The organism is Brevibacillus dissolubilis (genome assembly GCF_006170445.1).
Lineage (GTDB): Bacteria > Bacillota > Bacilli > Brevibacillales > Brevibacillaceae > Brevibacillus_B > Brevibacillus_B dissolubilis.
The window spans coordinates 166,496-185,146 of record NZ_VCNA01000002.1; the positions used below are offsets into that span (position 1 = coordinate 166,496).

Sequence of the window (18,651 nt, forward strand, 5' to 3'; positions counted from 1 at the left end):
TGATGTTTCGTTTGATTAGGCTAGGCTTACTCCTTGCTCAGGTAATCAGCCAGCCCCATCGCTGATACCTCTATGTCTAATGAAAGGATGCCAAAGACTGGATGATCCCCCGGCACACCGCGCTGTCCCAGATACTTACGGACCTGCAGCAGGAGCGAATCGGTAATCTCACTCACCCCTCCGCCTTGGACCAGACAACGCTTGGCGGTCTCCACAAAAATCGGAATCCAATAGCGCAGCTGTTCATCTGCCTCATCCACCTGAGTCGTCATCCCATAGTGGCCAAAATAAATCCGCTCGATGCCAAGAGCACGCATCCGCTCCATCGATTTAAGCATCGCTTCTGGGTTGAACTGGTTGGGCGAGGTGGACGGCAGGTAAAAGGTTGCCAACCCGCAATCCTCTGCCTGATGATACTGCATCCCGTATGTATCCCCGCTGAACACTCCATTGCTGATCGGATCATAAATGCTGAAATGGTGGTTCGCATGACCCGGTGTATCGAGAAAACGAAGCGTACGCCCCGGTCCGATCTGCAGGGTCTCCCCATCCGCTTTGGTCACCAGGCGCTCCTGTGGCACAGGCAGGATCGGATCGAACAGACGGTCAAAATCATCACCGTACACCGCTTTGGCCCCTGCGATTAGGCGTTCTGGATTGGCGAGATGTCTCTCTCCTTTGGGATGGACGATCACCCGTGCATCAGGACACTGCTGGAGCAGCAAGCCAACACCACCAGCATGATCCAAGTGAATATGAGTGACGATGATATTTTTGATTTCATTGGGTTGGATACCGAGCTGCTCCAAGCCTTTTACCAGATGGGGAATGGACGGACTGGCACTCGTCTCCACGATGGTCACATCTTCCTCACGAAATACGAAACAGCCGGTTCTCCCCTCCATCCCCAGATCATACAGGTCTAAGAGAAAAATATTGTGGCCCAAGTCAATCGGTGGTTGAGTAGGTTGCATGATTTCACCTCGATGTGTGTTTTTCGGAAAAAATATCTGCCTCCCTACAAACCTTAAACGGGAAGGCAAGATTTTCCTGCTTCGATTGGGTTAAAAATGAGATGAATAATGACGGGACCCTTGTCGTGGTAGAAAAGGTAGGCTGGGATTGCTTTTTTTGATTACGTTCGAAGTATTTACACAAAAGAGGCTACTAGACCGTTTCATTCACCCAAACAAATACCATTTTTTACAATAAAATACTAGAATGTTGTATTTCATTCGTCTTCTATCGATACAGTTACGAATACGGTATTCAATGAAGCGTTTCACAATGACTTCCGCAAAGTAGATCTAGACTATTTTTTTCATACCCTTCCTGTATACTATTCACCAGGAGGGATTTTCCATGTTCGCAATTCTTACCCGTACTCAATTCGACTCCTTAGAACCGGATGCACTCAGCTGGGCCTGCTTCGAACCCACTGTCTTACAGATCCGGGGCAAAAGCACGACTGTCAAGTCACAGGTGTACGAACAGCTCAACACCGCACAGCAGGCACTCTTCATGTTCCGTGTCCTGTATGATCACGCCCGCGGCTCGGCGGTCGAGTTCTATAGCTGGGTCTCCCACTTGCTGATCGAATCAGGTACCTGGTCCGAAGTGAAGCGTGGACTGCGGTTCTTCGGTGATGCAGAGATGCTGCGGTTTCTTGAAGAGACGGAAGCTTATCTGGAAAGCCGGAATCGTCAGAATGATGGCACATGGCGCGAGGTCCGGCCAAGCGATCTGGAGGCTGATCCTGATCTGTCGGTATCCGTCGATCAGCTCAACACCGAGTTTCACCGATTGGCATCGGCTACGCTTGCGCGGATCGCTGCGTATATCCGAAGCCACCCGGATGAGTTTGTGCAGATCACAGACTAACCGCAGATGAATCACAGACTAGTATCTGGTTCACTCCAACCCACTCCTAATACGAAAAAGTCCCCTTCACACGGAGGGGACTTTCTTTTTATCCGATCCTATTGATTCACGATAGAGCGGGATTCACGATTCGCTCCCTCACTTCCAACACAGACTGAACGCTGGATCAATTGACGACCGACAGCCTGTTTCTGCCCATCTGCTTGGCTTGAAGCAGCAGCTGGTCAGCGCATACATAACCTTTTTCCATGGAGATCGGCTCATCTGCTGTACGGTAGTAAAGCCCAAAAGAGGCAGTATATGCAATAGCAGTCGTGCCCTCACCGTATTCAACGATGACTTGACTCGTAGCTACCGCTCTGCGGATCTGTTCGACCAGTACCGCGCATTGTTCAGCATCTCTGTTTCTCAGGAAAAACGTAAATTCCTCACCGCCCGATCTGACCAGCAGATCATCTTCCCGCAGATGGCTCTTGAGGATGGCGGCAAAGTTCTGGATGACCCTGTCGCCCACGGTGTGATTGTAAGTGTCATTGATTCTTTTGAACTTATCGATATCTGTTACGACAATTCCGACAGATTCTCCCAAACGGTTAAGCTCAGCCATCTGTTTGTCCATATAGGCACGGTTGTGGACGCCTGTGAGATAATCGGTATAGGCCATCTGTTCGTATTTGTCGCGTTCTATCTTATCCTGGATGCTTTGTGCTTTCGCCAGGTAGGATTGGCTGACGAGGTAGTTGAGGATAAAGATACCGATCAGCATATTCCAGTTTTCTTGTTGGAGAAAGTAGATCAGCAAGCCATTGGAAAAGGCTGTTTTGGCTGTATCAAAAATCGTTCGGTTTTTCCTGAAATCGATTGCTTCCTTCCGGGTCTTGATCTCTCCTAAGAAGTACAATGCTGTGATCAGCATGAGATCCGACAGCAATCCCGCAATGACCGCCAATCCAAACACGAGAATCCAGTTACCCGATGGAAATGAAAGCAGGAGTGGCGACAAGGTGTGATAGAGATAATAGCCGATCGAACCACTCAACGTGGCAGAGCCTATATTATAGAAAGTATGCAGTCCTTCATCTGGATCTGCTGTTTTCGTCCATTTTTTATTAAACCAGACCATCACACGGTAGACTGCTTCAAATAAGAAGATCCCGAATGGCCCTGCAAAATAAGCGAAGGAAAGTCCGTAGTTAATTCCGTAGTCTACGGTGGAGTTGCCTTTTTTGCTGGTAAATCGAAGGTGATGATACAGAAAGGAGAATATCAAGTACAATCCATACGCTTTGTAATACGCTGGGCTTGGGTGAAAAGACGAATAGGTCGGTAGGGCCACCGCCATTGAAAGGAAAAAGAGCGTGAAGATGTATACCCTCAGTCCAAGCATATCATTTATTCTCCTTTCTGATGATTTCTGCTGTCAGTCATACAAAAAGATTCTTACCCTTTAATCTAACTTGAAAATCATGACTTGGTCAATAGAATAAAACAACAAAACGAACAAGATTATTACAAGATTATTACAATGAAACGAGAAAAAGTCCCCATCCTGCACACAAGGGGACTTTTATATGTAAACGTTTTTTTTGTCAGATGATATGACAAGCCACATAATGCCCGCCGCCGACATCCCGATAGGCCGGAACCTCCATCCGGCAATGGGGTGTCACATAGGGGCATCTGGTGTGAAACTTACAGCCTGTCGGCGGGTCGGCCGGACTGGGGATATCCCCGGTCAAGACGATCCGCTCCCGCTTGAGCGTCGGGTCAGGGATCGGAACTGCCGATAGCAGTGCCTTGGTATACGGATGAAGCGGCTGGGCGAACAGCTCATCCCGTGTCGCCATCTCGACCAGTGACCCCAGATACATCACCCCGATCCGGTCTGACACATGCTCCACTACGCTCAGATCATGGGAGATGAACAGATAGGTCAGTCCTCTCTCTTCCTGCAGGTCACTGAGCAGATTGATGATCTGGGCTTGGATCGAGACATCGAGCGCTGATACCGGCTCATCGGCAATCACAAAATCAGGATTCAGGATGATCGCTCTGGCAATCCCGATACGCTGTCTCTGCCCGCCTGAGAACTCATGGGGAAAACGGTCATAATGATAGGAAGAAAGACCGCAAAGCGAGAGCACCTCCAGCACCTTTTCACGGATCTCGGCGGGTGTCGCCATCCCGTGATCCAACAGCGCTTCCCCGATTGCATCACCTATGCGCTGGCGCGGATTGAGAGAATGATACGGATTCTGAAAAATAAACTGCATGCTCGGACGGTACTCTCGCAGCTCCTGCTTGGACAGGGAATCCAGATCCACACCTTTGTAGATGATCTCCCCTTCTGTTTTGGGAGTGAGGCGAAGGATCGTTTTGCCGGTGGTGCTTTTGCCGCTTCCCGACTCCCCCACCAGTCCGAAGGTTTCCCCGCGCCGGATCGTAAAGCTGATATCATCGACAGCCTTGACATGGCCGACCGTTCTGCCGAAGATGCCGCCTGTGATCGGGTAGTATTTTTTCAAGTGCCGGACGTCCAGCAGAATCTCCTTGTCATTCTTGCTGTCATGCTTGCTCATGGCCAAATCCCTCCTCATACAGCCAGCAGGCTACCTTGTGTGTATCTCCATCTGTGCGAAGCGGCGGCTGCTTGGTGCGGCAGATCTCCATGCAGGATGCACAGCGCTCGTGAAAATGGCAGGATTCCCCCAGCTGTGCGAGGTTGGGCACTTGACCAGGGATGGAGTAGAGGCGTTTTTGGCGCTGGCCCATCACCGGTTTGGAGCGGAGCAGCCCTTGGGTATAGGGGTGCTTCGGCTCTCGGAACAGCTCGAGCACCGGGGCTTCCTCAATCACCTGGCCTGCATACATGACCACGACATAATCAGCCATCTCCGCTACGACGCCGAGGTCATGAGTGATCAGCATGATTGCCATGCCAAGCTCCCCTTTCAGCTGGCGAAGCAGATCGAGCACCTGTGCCTGAATCGTGACATCGAGTGCGGTGGTCGGTTCATCTGCGATCAACAGCTTGGGATTGCAGCATAGTGCGATGGCGATCATGATACGCTGGAGCATCCCGCCGGAGAGCTCGTGCGGATAGGATTTGGCGATCTTTTCGGGACGCGGGATACCTACTTTTTTGATCCATTCGACCGCTTTGGCCCACGCTTCTTTTTTGGTTAGAAGCAGGTGCTCCTGCAGTGGCTCGACGATCTGCTCGCCCACGGTCAAGACCGGATTGAGCGATGACATCGGCTCCTGAAAAATCATCCCGATCTCATGCCCCCGCAGCTGTCTCATCTGATCCCGGGTCAAGCCGAGCAGATTGCGTCCGTCAAACCAGATCTCCCCATCATTGATCTTGCCCGGAGCGGTGACGAGCTGCATCAGGGAGAGGGCTGTGACACTTTTGCCGCAGCCTGACTCGCCGATCACCCCGACGGTCTCCCCTTCTTTGATCCGAAAGCTGACATCATTGACTGCTTTGAAAATTCCTTCATCTGTATCGAAATGTGTATGTACATGCTTAAATTCTACCAGCGTATTACTCACGAAGTGCTCACCGCCTATTTCATTTTCGGATCTAAGGCATCTCGCAGGCCGTCTCCTAACAGATTGATCGCAATCACCGTGGAAAAAATCGCAAAGCCCGGTGGAATCCAGAGCCACGGTCTTTTCTCAAAATCAAGCAGCGAGTTGGCCGCGTCCATCATATTGCCCCAGGTGGGTGTCGGTGGTACCACGCCAAGTCCGAGGTAGCTGAGTACGGATTCACTCAAGATCGCCCCCGCGATGCTCAGTGTGGATGCCACGAGCAAAAGCGGGATGGTGTTGGGCAGCAGATGGTTGAGAATTTTGCGGCGGTCGCGCAGTCCCAGTACCTCTGCCGCCTGCATGAACTCCTGCTCCCGCAGCGTCAGAATCTGGCTCCGTATCAGTCGGGTCAAGCCCGGCCAGCTGATCAAGGCCAGCATCAGCATGACGATGTAGATGCGATAATCAGACGGTACCTTAAGATCAGACAAAATCGCACCGAGGATAATCAACAGCGGCAATCCCGGAATCGTCATCAGCACATCGGCAAACCGCATGATCACCTGATCCACAAGCCCGCCATAATAACCGGAGATCGCCCCCAACAGTGCCCCGATCACCACGGACAATGCCATCGACGCAATCCCCACCGTCAGTGAGATGCGCCCCGCCAGCATCAAGCGGGTCAAGACGTCCCGCCCCAGATTATCCGTACCAAGCCAGTGCGCCATACTCGGCGGACGGTTCATCATGGCGACATTGGTCTTTTCCGTCAGATAGGGGGAAAAATACGGGCCGATGAAACAGAAGAGAAACATGAACAGCAGATAGATCATGCCGAAAGTGGCTACTTTGTTCTGGAGCAAACGCTTGAGTGACTGTTGCCACAGTGATGTTGGCTTGGTTGGTCTGGTTGGCTTGATCGCCTTGGCTGTTCCGGCTGGTATGCCTTCTACAGTCTGGGTACTCGCTCCCGACTGCTTCTCTGCTTCCGTCAGCTCACTCACTCCGACTCGACTTCCCACATCGATCAGCTCACTCACTCCGTCTCGACTTCCCGCTTCGGTCAGCTCACCTACCTCAGTCTGCTTCCCCGAGTCGGTCGGCTCACTCCCTTCAGCTTGTTTCCCCGCTTCCTCCGACTCACCTACCATTGTCTCATCCTGCGATAACCGGATTTTTGTCTCCATCCTCTATCCCCCCTCTCATTTCAGCCGTACGCGCGGGTCAGCCACACCGTAAAGCACATCGGCAATCAGATTGCCCACCACCGTCAAGATCGCCAGCAGCATCGTCAATCCCATCAGCAACGGGTAATCGCGAAACGCCAACGCTTCCATATGAATCCGTCCAATCCCCGGCCAGTTAAAAATCTTCTCCGTAATAATCGCCCCACCAAACAGCGCAGGCAGCTCGAACCCTAAGAGCGTGATCGCAGGCAACAGAGCGTTGCGCAAGGCATGCTTGTAGACCACCACTTTTTCCTTCAAGCCTTTTGCTCTGGCTGTCCGGACAAAATCCTGCCTGATCACTTCCAGCATATTGGTCCGAAAATAACGGGTCAGTGTACCGACACTCAGCATCGTCAGCACCAGCACCGGCAGGAACATATGCTTCGCCACATCCACCCAATGACCGAAGCCTGCCAGCTCCGAGCCAGTCGTCGTCATCCCGCCGACAGGAAACACCTTCCAGTCCAGTGCAAAATACTTAATCAACAACAGCCCAATGAAAAACGACGGAAACGACATCGCGGCAAACACCCCAAGTGTCACCAGCGTGTCAAACCATGAGTAGCGCTTGATCGCCGAGAATACCCCGACAGCCACCGCGATGCACCATGTCAAGATGGACGAGACAAATGCAATCAAAAACGAATTCCACAAATAATGCTTAATCACATCAGACACCGGCTCCTGATACTTGAACGAAAAACCAAAATCCCCGCGCAGCACATTGCCAATCCAGATGAAATACCGCTCGATAATCGGCTTGTCTAGCCCATACAGCACCCGTAGCTCCTGTGCCCGCTGGGGAGTCAGCTTGAGATTGGTGTCGACGAAATCCCCCGGCGTCAGCGCAAAGACAAAAAAGATCAAAATCGACGCACCGAGCAAGGTCGGGATCATCAGCAAAACCCTGCGAATGATATACTGCCTCATCTGTCCTCCTCCTTTTGTCAAAAAACAGCCCAGCCACAGGAGGGCCGGGCTATGTTGGTCCTAACCACATTACTTTTCAATCTGGATTTGATTCAGGCTTGCGTCAAAGTTGGTGTAGGTGTTCTGCGTAAGCCCGGTGATTCTGGCGCTGTAAGCACTCATGATCTTGCGGTTGTAGAGGAAGATGTATGGCGGATCATCATTGAGTTCCTTGAACAGCTCTACATAGATCGGTTTGCGCTTCTCGATGTCGAGTGTGCTGATGCTGTCTTTGAGCAGCTGATCTACTTTTGGATTGGAGTAGCCGTTGTTATCCGGGTAGGTGGAGGAGAAGCTCTCTACCCCCTCAGACGGGTCGAGCAGCTGCGGCGTCGAGAAGCTGGCGAGGTCATAGTCACCCTTCTGCTGCTTGGCAATCAACGCATTGAAATCAAGGATTTCAGCTTCAAATGAAATGCCCAGCTCTTGGAAGTTCTCCTTGGCGATTGGGATCAGCGCATCGTGCAGCTTGCTTTTGGAGCCGAGGAACCTGATTTTCAGCTTCTGGCCGTCTTTTTCCCGGATGCCGTCTGCGCCGACCTTCCAGCCTGCTTCATCCAGCAACTGCTTCGCTTTTTCCGGGTTGTATTCGTATTTGTTCACATCATCGGTATAGGCCCAGGAGACCGGCGAGGATGGGATATTGGCGACGACGGCATAGCCTTGGTAGACGGCGTCGAGGATCTGTTGGCGGTTGAGACCGTAGATGAAGGCTTGACGCACTTTTTTGTCTTTAAAATAAGGCTTCTGGTGGTTGAAATCGATGAAGCCGTAGGAGCTTGCGGTGTACGTCTCGATGTTGGCAAAACCGAGGGCTTTGAGCTGTTCGAGCGTCTCTCCGTTGGCGGTGAAGCCCGCGTGATCCAGCTCCCCTGCCTGGAACAGCTGGTAGTTGGTGTCACGGTCGGTGACTTTGTAGATCAGGTTTTTCACTTTTGGTTTACCGGCAAAATACTTCTCATTCGCCACAAAGCGGACTTCTTGACCAGGGATGAAGGTATCCAGAATATAAGGGCCGCTCTCCAATGGCTTGCCGTGCAGCTCACGGATATAGGCGAGGTCACCTTGCTTGTAGCTCTTGCCATAGTAGGCTTTGGAGAGCACTGGACCGCCGAGCAGGAGCAGTGATTTCGCGCTTACTTTGTCTGTCGTGATCTGGATGGTCTGTGGATCGATCACCTTGATCCCGGAGATGGAAGTGGCTTTTCCTTCTTTATATTCTTGGCCGCCCTGAATATGCGCCTGACTGATATCAATCTCACCGTCATAGGACTTGTCGTGCAGGATCGTCAGCGTGAACGCGACGTCATCAGCTGTCAGCGGCGAGCCATCCCGGTAGGTCACACCCTTTTTCAGATGGAACGTATAGGTCAGCTGGTCGTCGGAAATATCCCATTTTTCTGCGAGCTGTGGAACCGGCTTGCCCTCTTTATCCACCGAGACGAGGGAAGCAAACAGTACATTGGTGACATTGCCGTCCCAGCCGTTATGGAAAAAATATGGGTTAAAAATCCCCTCCGGAGTGGAAATCGAAGCGATGAATGTATCCGTACGCTTCTTCGCAATCTCCGGCTGCTTGGATTTATCCGAAGCCTGGATCACTTGGTCCTGCACGCTTTGGAGATTGGTCGTAGCTGGTTGAGCCGTCTCTGTCGGTGTCGCCGCCTGCTCGACGCAAGCCGTGAGCAGCAATGCAGAACTAAGTATGGATAGGAAAACGCCTGATGCTTTCTTTTTCATGTGAATCCTCCCTAACACCTCTAATTTGATAATTCCTATCGGTTTACTAGGTATAATATCCAGTATGTAACAGCCTGTCAATCATTTTTCTCGTTAACAAAGAAATTGTCTATTTTGAAATCGCTATCAACATGGACATAATGCGATTTTTGTTGGCTCCCCTATTCTTTATGTGGATTACTTTTCCATCATGCCAACATAGACTCTTCTTAGCAAAAAATAGTTGATGCGAAAAGAAAAGCGGTTGTACATGACGATTTTTTTGGTCAGGAGGAATATGCATTGGGTTATTATGTCGGGGTACGAAACAAACCCGGCCTATAGAAAGGTCCGGGTTAGGAATAAAGTTGTTACATATTCATTGACCTTACGCCTCCCCGTTAGCTGAACAGGCTACCGAGCGGCAGCCTCCAAATTCTTAATAACCATAAAGTCATAAAATACATTTTCTATGCAAATAGAGTCAACTTTGTAAAGTGAAATATTTATTAAAAGGTAGGAGCAGGTGGTTCGTCTATTTTCATACGGAGTAAACTATAAGGCTTCTGCCGCAGGTCATTTCCATAATGAAATCTTGCCTGCCGATGAAGTTGGTTCACGATGAAATATAAGTATTGATCTGGACCAATAGAAAAAGTATCCGGCCATAAAATTCTCGGATCATGTGCGATGGTTTCCATTATTCCATTCGGCAATATCTTTCGAATACTATTGTTTTCATAGTCTCCAGCGTAAACGTTTCCTTTTGCATCGGTGATCATTCCATCTGAAGCACCTTTTTCTCCCCAATACTTCACGTGATACTGTAAATTCATATCCGGTATCGTTCGGTCTCTTAGGGCTTCCGTTGAAATCGAGTACAGATAACGACTGGAGAGAGGACAAAAATACAACATCTTGCCGTCCGGGGAAATCGCTATACCATCGGATGCCAATCTAAAGGGTGAAGTAGATCCGTCTTTGTTTCGATTCATCAGGATTTTACCTTCAACTTTCGGTAAAAGAAAGAGATCGGGCGAAGTTGAATTTGCCCCGTTTAACCGTCTCCAGGCATAACCCGTTTCTAAATCAACGACAATAATGGCTCCTGGTCCTCGGGAAGACGAATCCGTTATATAAGCATAACCTGCTTTACCAACACGAAAATCAAATCGGACATCATTCAGATAAGTGGTTGGCAGGACAACATCTTCCGTAAATGTATAAACACTTCTTATGGTATTTGAATTTAAATCTACAGCGACTAACTTCGCCCCCCCTTTGATGGGTTCTGAGAAATTAGGAGCTCCTGTATCCAGTACCCAAAGCGTACCATTTCCATCAGCAACGACACTTTGGACACTAATGAAGGACGTTGTGATATTCGATGGGCTTACCACATTAGCGTCTAAACTAGGATAAGGCTGTAATGTATCGTGAACGATTTCAGCCACCGTAAATTTAACGTCGTCTCCCCATTTCGGAAAGCAAATGAAAATACGCCCGGTTTCAGAAACAGCAACGCCTGTAGGCATGGCTCCGTAAAATAAAAAAACCGCCTCAAACTTACCGAAATACTTTTCACTCGGTAACATCACTTGTTTAAAATCCTCCTCACAGATTCGAACTGCTATCACCTATTTATATGACTGAATGTGGTTCAAGTGCCTGGATAATAAAATAATTTTACAGGAACCCCGCAAGTTCGTATCTATGACGGACAACGAGTAAACCGTGTTGTGTTTGCCTAAGTATCACCGCCCACGAAAGTATGAATAATAAGAAGTACACTATACATAGGAGCCTCCTTCCTTGTACAAGCTATGGCCATGGACATGGAACGAAATTTATTACTGCTAGTCTGGTTTGTGTGTATAACCACCATCTATTTTCTTGTTCCAAGAGCAAAAGCTCATGAATTTGTGTTGTGCTTTCTTGTGTGTCAGGCTGTTGGATGGATAGTAGATGTGCTGCTCGTTCAATTTGATTTGGTGGCCTACCCGTTACGTGAATTCCCCACAGCCTCGGATTTGAATATCACGTTCAAAGTGTTGTGGACGCCTGTTGCGAGCGGTCTGTATTACATCTATAGACCTCGTGCGAATAAGTTGACAAAGTGTTTTTACTTTGCAGCCTGGATTTCACTGCTCACCTTAATCGACGGGATGCTAGCCGCAAAAACCGAATTGGTGGTTTATGTTCATTTTCACTGGAGTCTGATGGCGATTGTGTACTCGATTATTTTTCTGTCCGTCCGCGGCCTCGCGAGCTGGTTCTTTAGAGACCGCAAAGTTTTCAGGGAGGAAGCGAATGAGCGATGAGTTTGCTGCTGCAATACTGCATTATTGTTTCAGTGTGGATCCTTTCATTGTTATTGATTCTCTTCATCCCGCGGCAGAAACGTCGATTGGCAATGGTCTCTTTTTTGTTCAAACAGTGGATTACGTGTATTTTCGGTCATGCCGTGGTCGAACTCCAACTTCTCGCCTATCCCGTAAGAGAGCTTGCCGACGTTAGCCGGACGAGCTTCACCTATGAATATATGGCTTATCCGATGACATGCGCGGTGTTTAACGCCTATTATCCGTCCCATCGGAGGCGCTGGATTCAATTCGGCTATTATGTATTATTCACTACTGTACTGACGGTGATCGAGGTGCTTATCGAACAATATACCGATCTGATTCGGTATGTTCGTTGGAACTGGTTTTGGTCATGGGCCACGATTTTTCTCACATTCCTGATGACTCGAGTGTTCTGTGTGGTCTACTTCGGAACCATGACACGAGTGGAAGCGGCAAAACAAAAGAACGCAGCCAGTACGACACGTTCCTAAATGTGGGGCTATGCCCCCTAGGAAGCAGAATAAAGAGGGAGGCCCCTTAAAGGCCTCCCTCTCGCTTGTCATGATTCGCTGCGCTGGTCCGGCAAATCAAGCGCCTTCGTCAGTGACTCTCCGTGTCTATGGCAAATACGATCCTCCGAGCGTCAACGCAGGTCATTTGCCCATGCGGAGAGTATCGGCGTAAATTCGGAAAACATCATACGCAGCGTCTACATAGACAGACGACCATACTTCGACATTAGTGAGTTTGACTCCATTTGTATCCGAAAAAGAAGGAGAATCTCTGCCACTACCAAAGCTACCGTTTTATTGTTGGTCTGGCAGACGTAATGCGTTTGCTGAAGTTTGCGCTTGATCTAAAAACTCCTCTGCTTGGGTCAATTGCTGCCGGGCCGTCTCCAAAGCTTGTGAATTTGTTGCCGCATTAGATTCACTTATCGAGCTTATCGCCTGATTTAAAGCCGTTTGCGCCTCAGAAACCGCGTTAGATGCATGCTGCTCCAGCGTATTGCCGCTCGAGTGAAGTGTACCTTCTACCGGTTTTCTTGCATTTTCGGTGGCTAGATCAATTTTGTTTTCATTGGGCAAGGTGAGTCCTCCTTCCGTGAGCAAAGATCAATAACTTTAACAGAAATAAGTATGCGGTTGAGATTTTGTTTATATTCTTACGACTGCATGGGAATATTCGGACCCCACATTTCCGGCAATCCATTTTAGTATAGGATCCAATGCTTAGGAAAATCTAACCTTGATGAAAGAAAGGAGGGGATAATTACCCAATGAATACGCCAACGCTAGCGCCACACGAATCGATGGAACTGCATGAAGCGTTAAACTTCAAAACGCTCTGCCTCGCTAAGTCAAAACTTATGCAAGGCTTGGTCTTTGACCAAGAGCTGAAAGCGTTAATGCAGAAGGACGTCATTCTATCCACGCAACAGATCACCGAGCTCCAGGCGATCTACGCAAGAGCCCCATTCCAAGCGCCTGTTCCGAATAGCCCGACACCTATCACAAATTAAAGGGGAGCGCCAATGAACACCGATTATTTAGACCCGATTAATTCGTTAAATATGCCGGAGATGGCAGATATGACATTTGCAATGGACTTCCTTATTCGTGCCAAGGAGGGTGTGAGAAATTTGTCCATCGCCCTGACGGAAACGGCTTCTCCCGATGTAAGAGCGCTGCTGCGCAATCATCTTATACAGGGGATTGCCCTGCACCAAGAAATCACGGAGCTTATGATTCGCAAAAAATGGTTCCATCCTTACGAGCTGAACGAACAGTACCAACTCGACCAGCTTTCAGCGAAAAATACGGTGATGATCGGGCAGATGAATTTGTTCCCGGATGATACGTCGCGTAAAGGGATGTTTGATCGGACCCCAGATCAACATATTGGAGGACATAAAGCATGAAGGCGGTAACGTATCAAGGGATTAAAAATGTCGTGGTCAAAGAGGTGCCGGATCCGAAGATTGAGAAACCGGACGATATGATCGTAAGAGTCACCAGTACCGCCATTTGCGGTTCGGATCTTCACCTGATTCACGGGATGATCCCTAACCTTCAGGAGAACTATGTCATCGGGCATGAACCGATGGGGATCGTAGAAGAAGTAGGCCCTGAAGTGACCAAGGTAAAGAAAGGCGACCGGGTGATCATCCCTTTCAACATCGCATGCGGACAATGCTTTTATTGTACGAATCAGCTGGAAAGCCAATGCGACAATTCAAACGAACACGGGGATATGGGCGCATATTTCGGCTACACCGGAACGACCGGTGGTTACCCTGGAGGGCAAGCCGAGTATTTACGAGTTCCGTTTGCTAATTTCACCCACTTCAAGATTCCTGAAAACTGCGAGCAACCGGATGAAAAGCTAAGCTTGATCGCCGATGCCATGACGACGGCATTCTGGAGCGTAGATAACGCCGGCGTCAAGAATGGAGATACGGTCATCGTGCTCGGCTGCGGTCCGGTCGGACTTCTTGCCCAGAAATTCTGCTGGCTGAAGGGAGCAAAGCGGGTCATCGCCGTTGACTATGTCGATTACCGCTTACAGCATGCGAAGCGAACAAACAATGTGGAAATCGTAAACTTCGAACAGGATAAGAATATCGGCAACACTCTCAAGGAAATGACCAAAGGCGGCGCCGATGTCGTGATTGATGCGGTAGGAATGGACGGCAAGATGAGCGATCTCGAATTTCTAGCCAGCGGTTTGAAACTGCAAGGCGGCACCATGAGCGCATTTATCATTGCATCTCAGGCTGTCCGCAAAGGCGGGACCATCCAAGTCACTGGGGTATACGGCGGACGCTATAACGGATTCCCGCTCGGCGACATCATGCAACGCAACGTGAATATCCGTTCCGGGCAAGCCCCGGTCATTCACTACATGCCGTATATGTACGAGCTGGTTACGTCGGGCAAAGTAGACCCTGGAGATATTGTTACGCACGTCATTCCGCTTAGCGAGGCCAAGCACGGCTATGAAATGTTCGATACGAAAACGGACAATTGCATCAAGGTCATCTTAAAGCCCTGAATATGGGTAAATACAGGGGAGGACAATCCGAATGAATTCCAATTACGCTTTGCATGAGATGCTGGAGGTTCATGAAATGGCTGCGTTCAAGACCGTTTGCATGACCAAATCCAAAACCATGCAAGCTCTGGTAACCGACCCGGAGCTCAGGCAAATTTTGCAGCAAGACGTGCAATTATCACAGCAGCAGCTTCAGGAGCTCGGTGGAGTGCTGTCTAAAGTGACCCTAACCTAAAGGAGATAGAAACATGAACACCCTATTAGAACACTTGACAGGGCTTCATACGCTGACCGACGACGTGATCGCAATGGATTTTTTGATGAACGCCAAGAGCGGAGTCAGAAACTACGCCATGGCCGTAACCGAATGTGCCACCCCCGAAATCAAGCAAATTTTGATGAAACAGCTCGACGAAGCTATAGACTCCCATGAAAAGATAACAAACTACATGATGCAGCGGGGCCTATACCATCCCTACCATATTCCGGAGCAAATTCAGCTCGATCTGAAAAATATTCAGACCGCTATTAACTTTATGTCCTGACACCGTATTCGTCCCGACAAAACGCGCAAAACCACCATGGTTCAGGCGCGTTTTTTTTGATTTTAGCCGAAGACTATAGAGAATAAAATGTTCCCCGTGTCAAGAATCCAACAATACAATAAGGGCAGACACGCTCCGCACTTTTTTTGGCTTCGTCACAAACACACTTGAATAAGCGTTCCTTCGTTTGTTTTGCTTCTGATTGTCATCGCCACGCACTCTGTGGATCACTGCTCTCACGTCTCCCCTTTTCTATAGGCATTCTTATGTTGCCAATCTGTGCAGATAACCTCTGATTTGTGATTTTAAAATACTAAATCCTCCGGCATTCCGTAGAATTAATTGAACTATTCTGACAATTTTGCACTCACATCATGATCTGGCTTCAGCTGCGCAAGGATACGTTCCACCTCCTTGCGCTTCATAATAGTAGGTGCTTCTGGGAAGTTGGAGGACTCTGCACATTGCTGATATCGAGTATTTGTGTTGATTGTTCCGGATCACATTTACTTTCCTCCTAGTATCAGCGCAGCTTGCTTTAAAATATCATTTTCCATCTGCAATTTTTTCAGTTCTTTTCGCAATTCGATGAGTTCTTGTTGTTCGGGAGTCGGACGGTGTTAGTTCATATTCACGGATAATGTCTTTTCTCGGCTTTCCACTTTTATAGAGCTGAACCATTTGTTCTGTGAACTCGGGCGTGTAAGTTCTTCTTGGTCGTTTTGTCATGTAAATTCTCCTTGGGTAGGTTAGTTGTAGACTACTTGACCTTAAAATTTCTGTCTAGGAAAGTGTAGCCGATCCAATCATATGCATTGAATTCTAAGCCAATAAATGACAAAGAGGGTTCTCCTCTAAGCATAGAACCCCTTCTTTCTACTTCACCTAATGTAAAATAATTAAGTCTGTTGACTGCTATTAACAACACCTATCCGGCCCGCAAATCATCCCCTCTTCGATCCCCCAGCCTTCGCCACTTTCCTACTCTCCACCTCAATCACCTGCTCCAACGCCTCTTTCGACCGAACCCCACGCAACACCGAGTCCCCAATGATAAAAGTCGGCACAGCCGTAATATCCACCTCCGCCGCACGCTCCAGCGCCTTTTTATGCGCATCCCGATACTTCTGCGACACCAACGCCTCACGGTACTCCGACTCATCCAACCCGATCTCCCCGGCCAGCTTAGTCAGCACATCAATATCCCCGATGTCCTGCTCTTCTTGGAAAAACGCTTGGAACATCCGATGATTGTACTCGTTCCCTTTTCCGCGCTCTTTGGCAAATTGGTAGCCCTCAAACGCGAGATGGGTGTGCGGCTGCGGGGAGACGTGCGGAAGCGTGATGTTGACGCCGTAGTGCTCAGCCATTGGGTAGACGGAATCCTTCCAGACGCGCGGGAGGTATTCGTCTTCCACTCTCAGCGTTTCTGCTGGGTAGGATCGCAGCTCGTAGGGCATCCACTCGACTTCGACATCTTTGCCTTGGATAGCTTGTTCGAGCGGCACTTCGGCGATGAAGCAGAATGGACAGACGTAGTCGGAATAAACTTGGACTTTTACGGTCATGTGGGATCGTGCTCCTTTTGGCTTGGAATTTTTACGTTACAAGTGTGGGCAATGCAGGAGCAAATGAATCAAGGGTCGGAGGGCAATTCGTCGCTATCATGGTCTTGGCCTTGATGGAAGAATTTGTGTGCGTTGTTGTGTGGGTTGTCGGTGCGGTTGCTCACTGTTTCAGCAAACTCGGCTGATTCAGCTTCTCCAATTAACCCCGTAACACCCGATACAACGCATCCGCCCCAAAATGCACCGCCTCCACCGGAATACGCTCGTCCGCCGCATGGATCAGTGAGGTGAATTTCATCGATTCAGGCAAATTCATCGGCAGAAAACCATACGTCTGAATACCGATCCGCGAAAAATAGCGCCCATCCGTCCCAGCCGGCAACAGCATCGGGACAGGGATTCCCTCTGGATCAGCCTGTCTCAGCTGGTCAGCCAGCTTGGGAAACAGCCCCATATCCGGCTCGCTTGGAACAGGGTCATAGCGGATCAGCTCGAACTCTATCATCTCCGCCTGTTGGCCGATCACAGCACGGAGCTCGTCATAAAACTGCTCAGGCGTAAATCCAGGCAGAAGGCGTCCATCCATCTCGACGATGATTTCGCTTGGGACGACATTGATTTTTTCTCCTCCACGGATGATGGTCACGGTGACAGTATTGCGCAGGAGCGGCTCAAATGTAGCGCCCTTCTCCCCCATCAGCTTGAGTATGGGATCGGTCAGCGCGGGATTGAGCAGCTGTCTCAGCAGAAAACTGGCTGGAAAAGGCAGATGGGAAGCCATGGATTCGATCATTAGTTTAGCGGCTGGGGTGATATGGACGGGTAGACGTGCTTCGTTCATTTTGGTTAAAAAGGATGCCAGTTGACCGATGCTGCCGTCCTTTTTGCCGAGTGAGCCGTGACCGCCTGTGCCTCTTATTTTGGCGCGAACCCAGCAGAGCTGTTTTTCGGCGATCATGATGGGATAAAAGCGTTGATTGTTCACCTGTAGTGAAAATCCACCAAATTCACCTATGGCATGACGTACCCCTTGGAACAGGTGGGGATGCTCTTCGACCAAATATTTGGCACCGTATTCACCGCCTGCTTCTTCGTCACTGACGATGGCAAGAATGATGTCACCGGACAGAGAGATCTGCTCGGCATGTGCCCGCAGGAACGCTGCCAGCATCATGGCGACGCCGCCTTTCATGTCTAACGCCCCTCTTCCCCAGACGAAGCCGTCATGAATCTCGGCGGCAAAAGGCGGGTGCGTCCACTTCTGATCCTGTGTGCCGACGACGTCGACATGACCGTAGAGCAATAACGGTGGTTGGCTTCCGTTCCCTTTTAATCTGGCAATCAGGTTGGGGCGCTCGGGGTCTTTGGCGACGATGGTGGTTTCGATTCCGGCGTCGTGGAGCAGGCCTTGGATGTATTGGATGCATGCCTTTTCGTGTCCGGGCGGGTTGGTTGTATCGAAGCGAATGAGGTCTTGCAGGATTTGAACGGGGTTTTCATAGATGGGCATAGGCTGTGGTGCTCCTTTCGCGGGTCGTGATTGTGGGTTGTGAATCATCGTGATGGATCGTGACTGTGAATTGAGAATGTGAGTCGTGGTGAATGGTTGTAGACGTGAGTCATGATGGTGAGTCACGGTTGTTCTACGTCACTCGCACGTATTTATGGTTGAGCAGAAATGATAAGGACAAACCCCCTCTGGTGAGAAGGGGTTTGTTTGGTTTGAATATGAACGGTGTAAATGGTCGTGCTGTACGCTTGCTACACTCCCTGTAGCGCAGTAACTAGCTCGCAGTAACTG

General features: G+C 49.5%; 19 protein-coding genes and 1 pseudogene. 8 read left to right on the plus strand and 12 right to left on the minus strand.

What is annotated here, in order from left to right; all coding sequences use genetic code 11:
* Window positions 1-26: 26 nt before the first annotated feature.
* A complete protein-coding gene (locus tag FGI41_RS02965; RefSeq protein WP_139488475.1) occupies window positions 27-974 on the minus strand; it encodes an MBL fold metallo-hydrolase in 948 nt (315 codons plus the stop codon).
* A gap of 388 nt (window positions 975-1,362) precedes the next feature.
* Here FGI41_RS02965 and FGI41_RS02970 point away from each other — a divergent pair, with 388 nt between their 5' ends.
* Window positions 1,363-1,881, plus strand: coding sequence for a DMP19 family protein (locus FGI41_RS02970; RefSeq protein WP_139488476.1), 519 nt, complete (start codon window positions 1,363-1,365; stop codon window positions 1,879-1,881).
* Between the two features lie 166 nt (window positions 1,882-2,047).
* Here the strand turns inward: FGI41_RS02970 and FGI41_RS02975 are convergent, their stop codons facing one another.
* The 7 genes from FGI41_RS02975 to FGI41_RS03005 form a co-directional block, all read right to left on the minus strand.
* Window positions 2,048-3,268 (minus strand): GGDEF domain-containing protein, encoded by a 1,221-nt coding sequence (locus tag FGI41_RS02975; RefSeq protein ID WP_139488477.1) that lies wholly within the window; start codon window positions 3,266-3,268, stop codon window positions 2,048-2,050.
* Window positions 3,269-3,470: 202 nt separating this feature from the next.
* Window positions 3,471-4,460 (minus strand): ABC transporter ATP-binding protein, encoded by a 990-nt coding sequence (locus FGI41_RS02980; RefSeq protein ID WP_139488478.1) that lies wholly within the window; start codon window positions 4,458-4,460, stop codon window positions 3,471-3,473.
* Window positions 4,447-5,436, minus strand: a complete 990-nt coding sequence (locus FGI41_RS02985; protein WP_139488479.1) for an ABC transporter ATP-binding protein — start codon at window positions 5,434-5,436, stop codon at window positions 4,447-4,449. Before FGI41_RS02985 ends, FGI41_RS02980 begins: the two co-directional genes overlap by 14 nt.
* Before the next feature lie 14 nt (window positions 5,437-5,450).
* Window positions 5,451-6,365 carry an oligopeptide ABC transporter permease gene (gene opp4C, locus FGI41_RS02990; protein ID WP_255298339.1) on the minus strand — a complete coding sequence of 305 codons (915 nt, stop codon included), beginning with the start codon at window positions 6,363-6,365 and terminating at the stop codon, window positions 5,451-5,453.
* Between the two features lie 258 nt (window positions 6,366-6,623).
* A complete protein-coding gene (locus tag FGI41_RS02995; protein ID WP_139488480.1) occupies window positions 6,624-7,580 on the minus strand; it encodes an ABC transporter permease in 957 nt (318 codons plus the stop codon).
* 69 nt (window positions 7,581-7,649) lie between these two features.
* A complete protein-coding gene (locus FGI41_RS03000) occupies window positions 7,650-9,359 on the minus strand; it encodes an ABC transporter substrate-binding protein (protein ID WP_139488481.1) in 1,710 nt (569 codons plus the stop codon).
* 488 nt (window positions 9,360-9,847) lie between these two features.
* On the minus strand, window positions 9,848-10,960 hold the full coding sequence (locus FGI41_RS03005; RefSeq protein WP_176560139.1) for an L-dopachrome tautomerase-related protein: 1,113 nt from the start codon (window positions 10,958-10,960) through the stop codon (window positions 9,848-9,850).
* Window positions 10,961-11,173: 213 nt separating this feature from the next.
* On the opposite strand from FGI41_RS03005, the gene FGI41_RS25620 reads away from it, so the two are divergent.
* Together FGI41_RS25620 and FGI41_RS03015 are read left to right on the plus strand one after the other, a co-directional pair.
* Window positions 11,174-11,659: a CBO0543 family protein gene (locus FGI41_RS25620; protein WP_304364764.1), complete on the plus strand. Its 486-nt coding sequence runs from the start codon at window positions 11,174-11,176 to the stop codon at window positions 11,657-11,659.
* Window positions 11,656-12,174 (plus strand): CBO0543 family protein, encoded by a 519-nt coding sequence (locus FGI41_RS03015; RefSeq protein ID WP_139488484.1) that lies wholly within the window; start codon window positions 11,656-11,658, stop codon window positions 12,172-12,174. Before FGI41_RS25620 ends, FGI41_RS03015 begins: the two co-directional genes overlap by 4 nt.
* A gap of 315 nt (window positions 12,175-12,489) precedes the next feature.
* On the opposite strand, the gene FGI41_RS03020 is transcribed toward FGI41_RS03015, so the two are convergent.
* Window positions 12,490-12,771, minus strand: coding sequence for a hypothetical protein (locus FGI41_RS03020; RefSeq protein WP_139488485.1), 282 nt, complete (start codon window positions 12,769-12,771; stop codon window positions 12,490-12,492).
* A gap of 191 nt (window positions 12,772-12,962) precedes the next feature.
* Between FGI41_RS03020 and FGI41_RS03025 the strand changes: the two genes are divergently transcribed.
* Genes FGI41_RS03025 through FGI41_RS03045 form a run of 5 tightly spaced genes read left to right on the plus strand, consistent with a single transcriptional unit; the run spans window position 12,963 to window position 15,282 of the window.
* The gene (locus FGI41_RS03025) at window positions 12,963-13,205 is read left to right on the plus strand and encodes a spore gernimation protein GerQ (RefSeq protein ID WP_139488486.1); all 243 of its coding nucleotides are present in this window, start codon (window positions 12,963-12,965) and stop codon (window positions 13,203-13,205) included.
* A 12-nt stretch (window positions 13,206-13,217) separates the two neighbouring features.
* A complete protein-coding gene (locus tag FGI41_RS03030) occupies window positions 13,218-13,604 on the plus strand; it encodes a spore coat protein (protein WP_139488487.1) in 387 nt (128 codons plus the stop codon).
* Complete coding sequence (locus FGI41_RS03035) at window positions 13,601-14,737, plus strand: zinc-dependent alcohol dehydrogenase (RefSeq protein ID WP_139488488.1); 1,137 nt, start codon at window positions 13,601-13,603, stop codon at window positions 14,735-14,737. The genes FGI41_RS03030 and FGI41_RS03035 overlap by 4 nt, the downstream gene beginning before the upstream one ends.
* A gap of 31 nt (window positions 14,738-14,768) precedes the next feature.
* Window positions 14,769-14,972, plus strand: a complete 204-nt coding sequence (locus tag FGI41_RS03040; protein WP_120749738.1) for a hypothetical protein — start codon at window positions 14,769-14,771, stop codon at window positions 14,970-14,972.
* 13 nt (window positions 14,973-14,985) lie between these two features.
* Window positions 14,986-15,282, plus strand: a complete 297-nt coding sequence (locus FGI41_RS03045) for a spore coat protein (RefSeq protein WP_139488489.1) — start codon at window positions 14,986-14,988, stop codon at window positions 15,280-15,282.
* A 414-nt stretch (window positions 15,283-15,696) separates the two neighbouring features.
* Here the strand turns inward: FGI41_RS03045 and FGI41_RS03050 are convergent.
* The 3 genes and pseudogenes from FGI41_RS03050 to FGI41_RS03060 form a co-directional block, all read right to left on the minus strand.
* Window positions 15,697-16,011: pseudogene (locus tag FGI41_RS03050) on the minus strand (IS3-like element IS655 family transposase); the annotation flags it as partial.
* 215 nt (window positions 16,012-16,226) lie between these two features.
* Entirely contained in the window at window positions 16,227-16,850 is a 624-nt protein-coding gene (locus tag FGI41_RS03055; RefSeq protein WP_139488490.1) for a DsbA family oxidoreductase, read from the minus strand.
* Between the two features lie 199 nt (window positions 16,851-17,049).
* Window positions 17,050-18,360 carry a M20/M25/M40 family metallo-hydrolase gene (locus FGI41_RS03060; RefSeq protein WP_255298297.1) on the minus strand — a complete coding sequence of 437 codons (1,311 nt, stop codon included), beginning with the start codon at window positions 18,358-18,360 and terminating at the stop codon, window positions 17,050-17,052.
* Between the last annotated feature and the right edge of the window lie 291 nt (window positions 18,361-18,651).

Excerpts from the sequence above, each read along its gene's own strand:
- FGI41_RS03035 (WP_139488488.1), top strand. The coding sequence starts at position 13,601 with ATGAAGGCGGTAACGTATCAAGGGATTAAAAATGTCGTGGTCAAAGAG.
- FGI41_RS02970 (WP_139488476.1), top strand. The coding sequence starts at position 1,363 with ATGTTCGCAATTCTTACCCGTACTCAATTCGACTCCTTAGAACCGGAT.
- FGI41_RS02980 (WP_139488478.1), bottom strand. The coding sequence starts at position 4,460 with ATGAGCAAGCATGACAGCAAGAATGACAAGGAGATTCTGCTGGACGTC.
- FGI41_RS02995 (WP_139488480.1), bottom strand. The coding sequence starts at position 7,580 with ATGAGGCAGTATATCATTCGCAGGGTTTTGCTGATGATCCCGACCTTG.
- FGI41_RS02965 (WP_139488475.1), bottom strand. The coding sequence starts at position 974 with ATGCAACCTACTCAACCACCGATTGACTTGGGCCACAATATTTTTCTC.
- FGI41_RS03015 (WP_139488484.1), top strand. The coding sequence starts at position 11,656 with ATGAGTTTGCTGCTGCAATACTGCATTATTGTTTCAGTGTGGATCCTT.
- FGI41_RS02975 (WP_139488477.1), bottom strand. The coding sequence starts at position 3,268 with ATGCTTGGACTGAGGGTATACATCTTCACGCTCTTTTTCCTTTCAATG.
- FGI41_RS25620 (WP_304364764.1), top strand. The coding sequence starts at position 11,174 with ATGGAACGAAATTTATTACTGCTAGTCTGGTTTGTGTGTATAACCACC.
- FGI41_RS03045 (WP_139488489.1), top strand. The coding sequence starts at position 14,986 with ATGAACACCCTATTAGAACACTTGACAGGGCTTCATACGCTGACCGAC.
- FGI41_RS03025 (WP_139488486.1), top strand. The coding sequence starts at position 12,963 with ATGAATACGCCAACGCTAGCGCCACACGAATCGATGGAACTGCATGAA.
- FGI41_RS03055 (WP_139488490.1), bottom strand. The coding sequence starts at position 16,850 with ATGACCGTAAAAGTCCAAGTTTATTCCGACTACGTCTGTCCATTCTGC.
- FGI41_RS03060 (WP_255298297.1), bottom strand. The coding sequence starts at position 18,360 with ATGCCCATCTATGAAAACCCCGTTCAAATCCTGCAAGACCTCATTCGC.
- FGI41_RS03030 (WP_139488487.1), top strand. The coding sequence starts at position 13,218 with ATGAACACCGATTATTTAGACCCGATTAATTCGTTAAATATGCCGGAG.
- FGI41_RS03000 (WP_139488481.1), bottom strand. The coding sequence starts at position 9,359 with ATGAAAAAGAAAGCATCAGGCGTTTTCCTATCCATACTTAGTTCTGCA.
- FGI41_RS03040 (WP_120749738.1), top strand. The coding sequence starts at position 14,769 with ATGAATTCCAATTACGCTTTGCATGAGATGCTGGAGGTTCATGAAATG.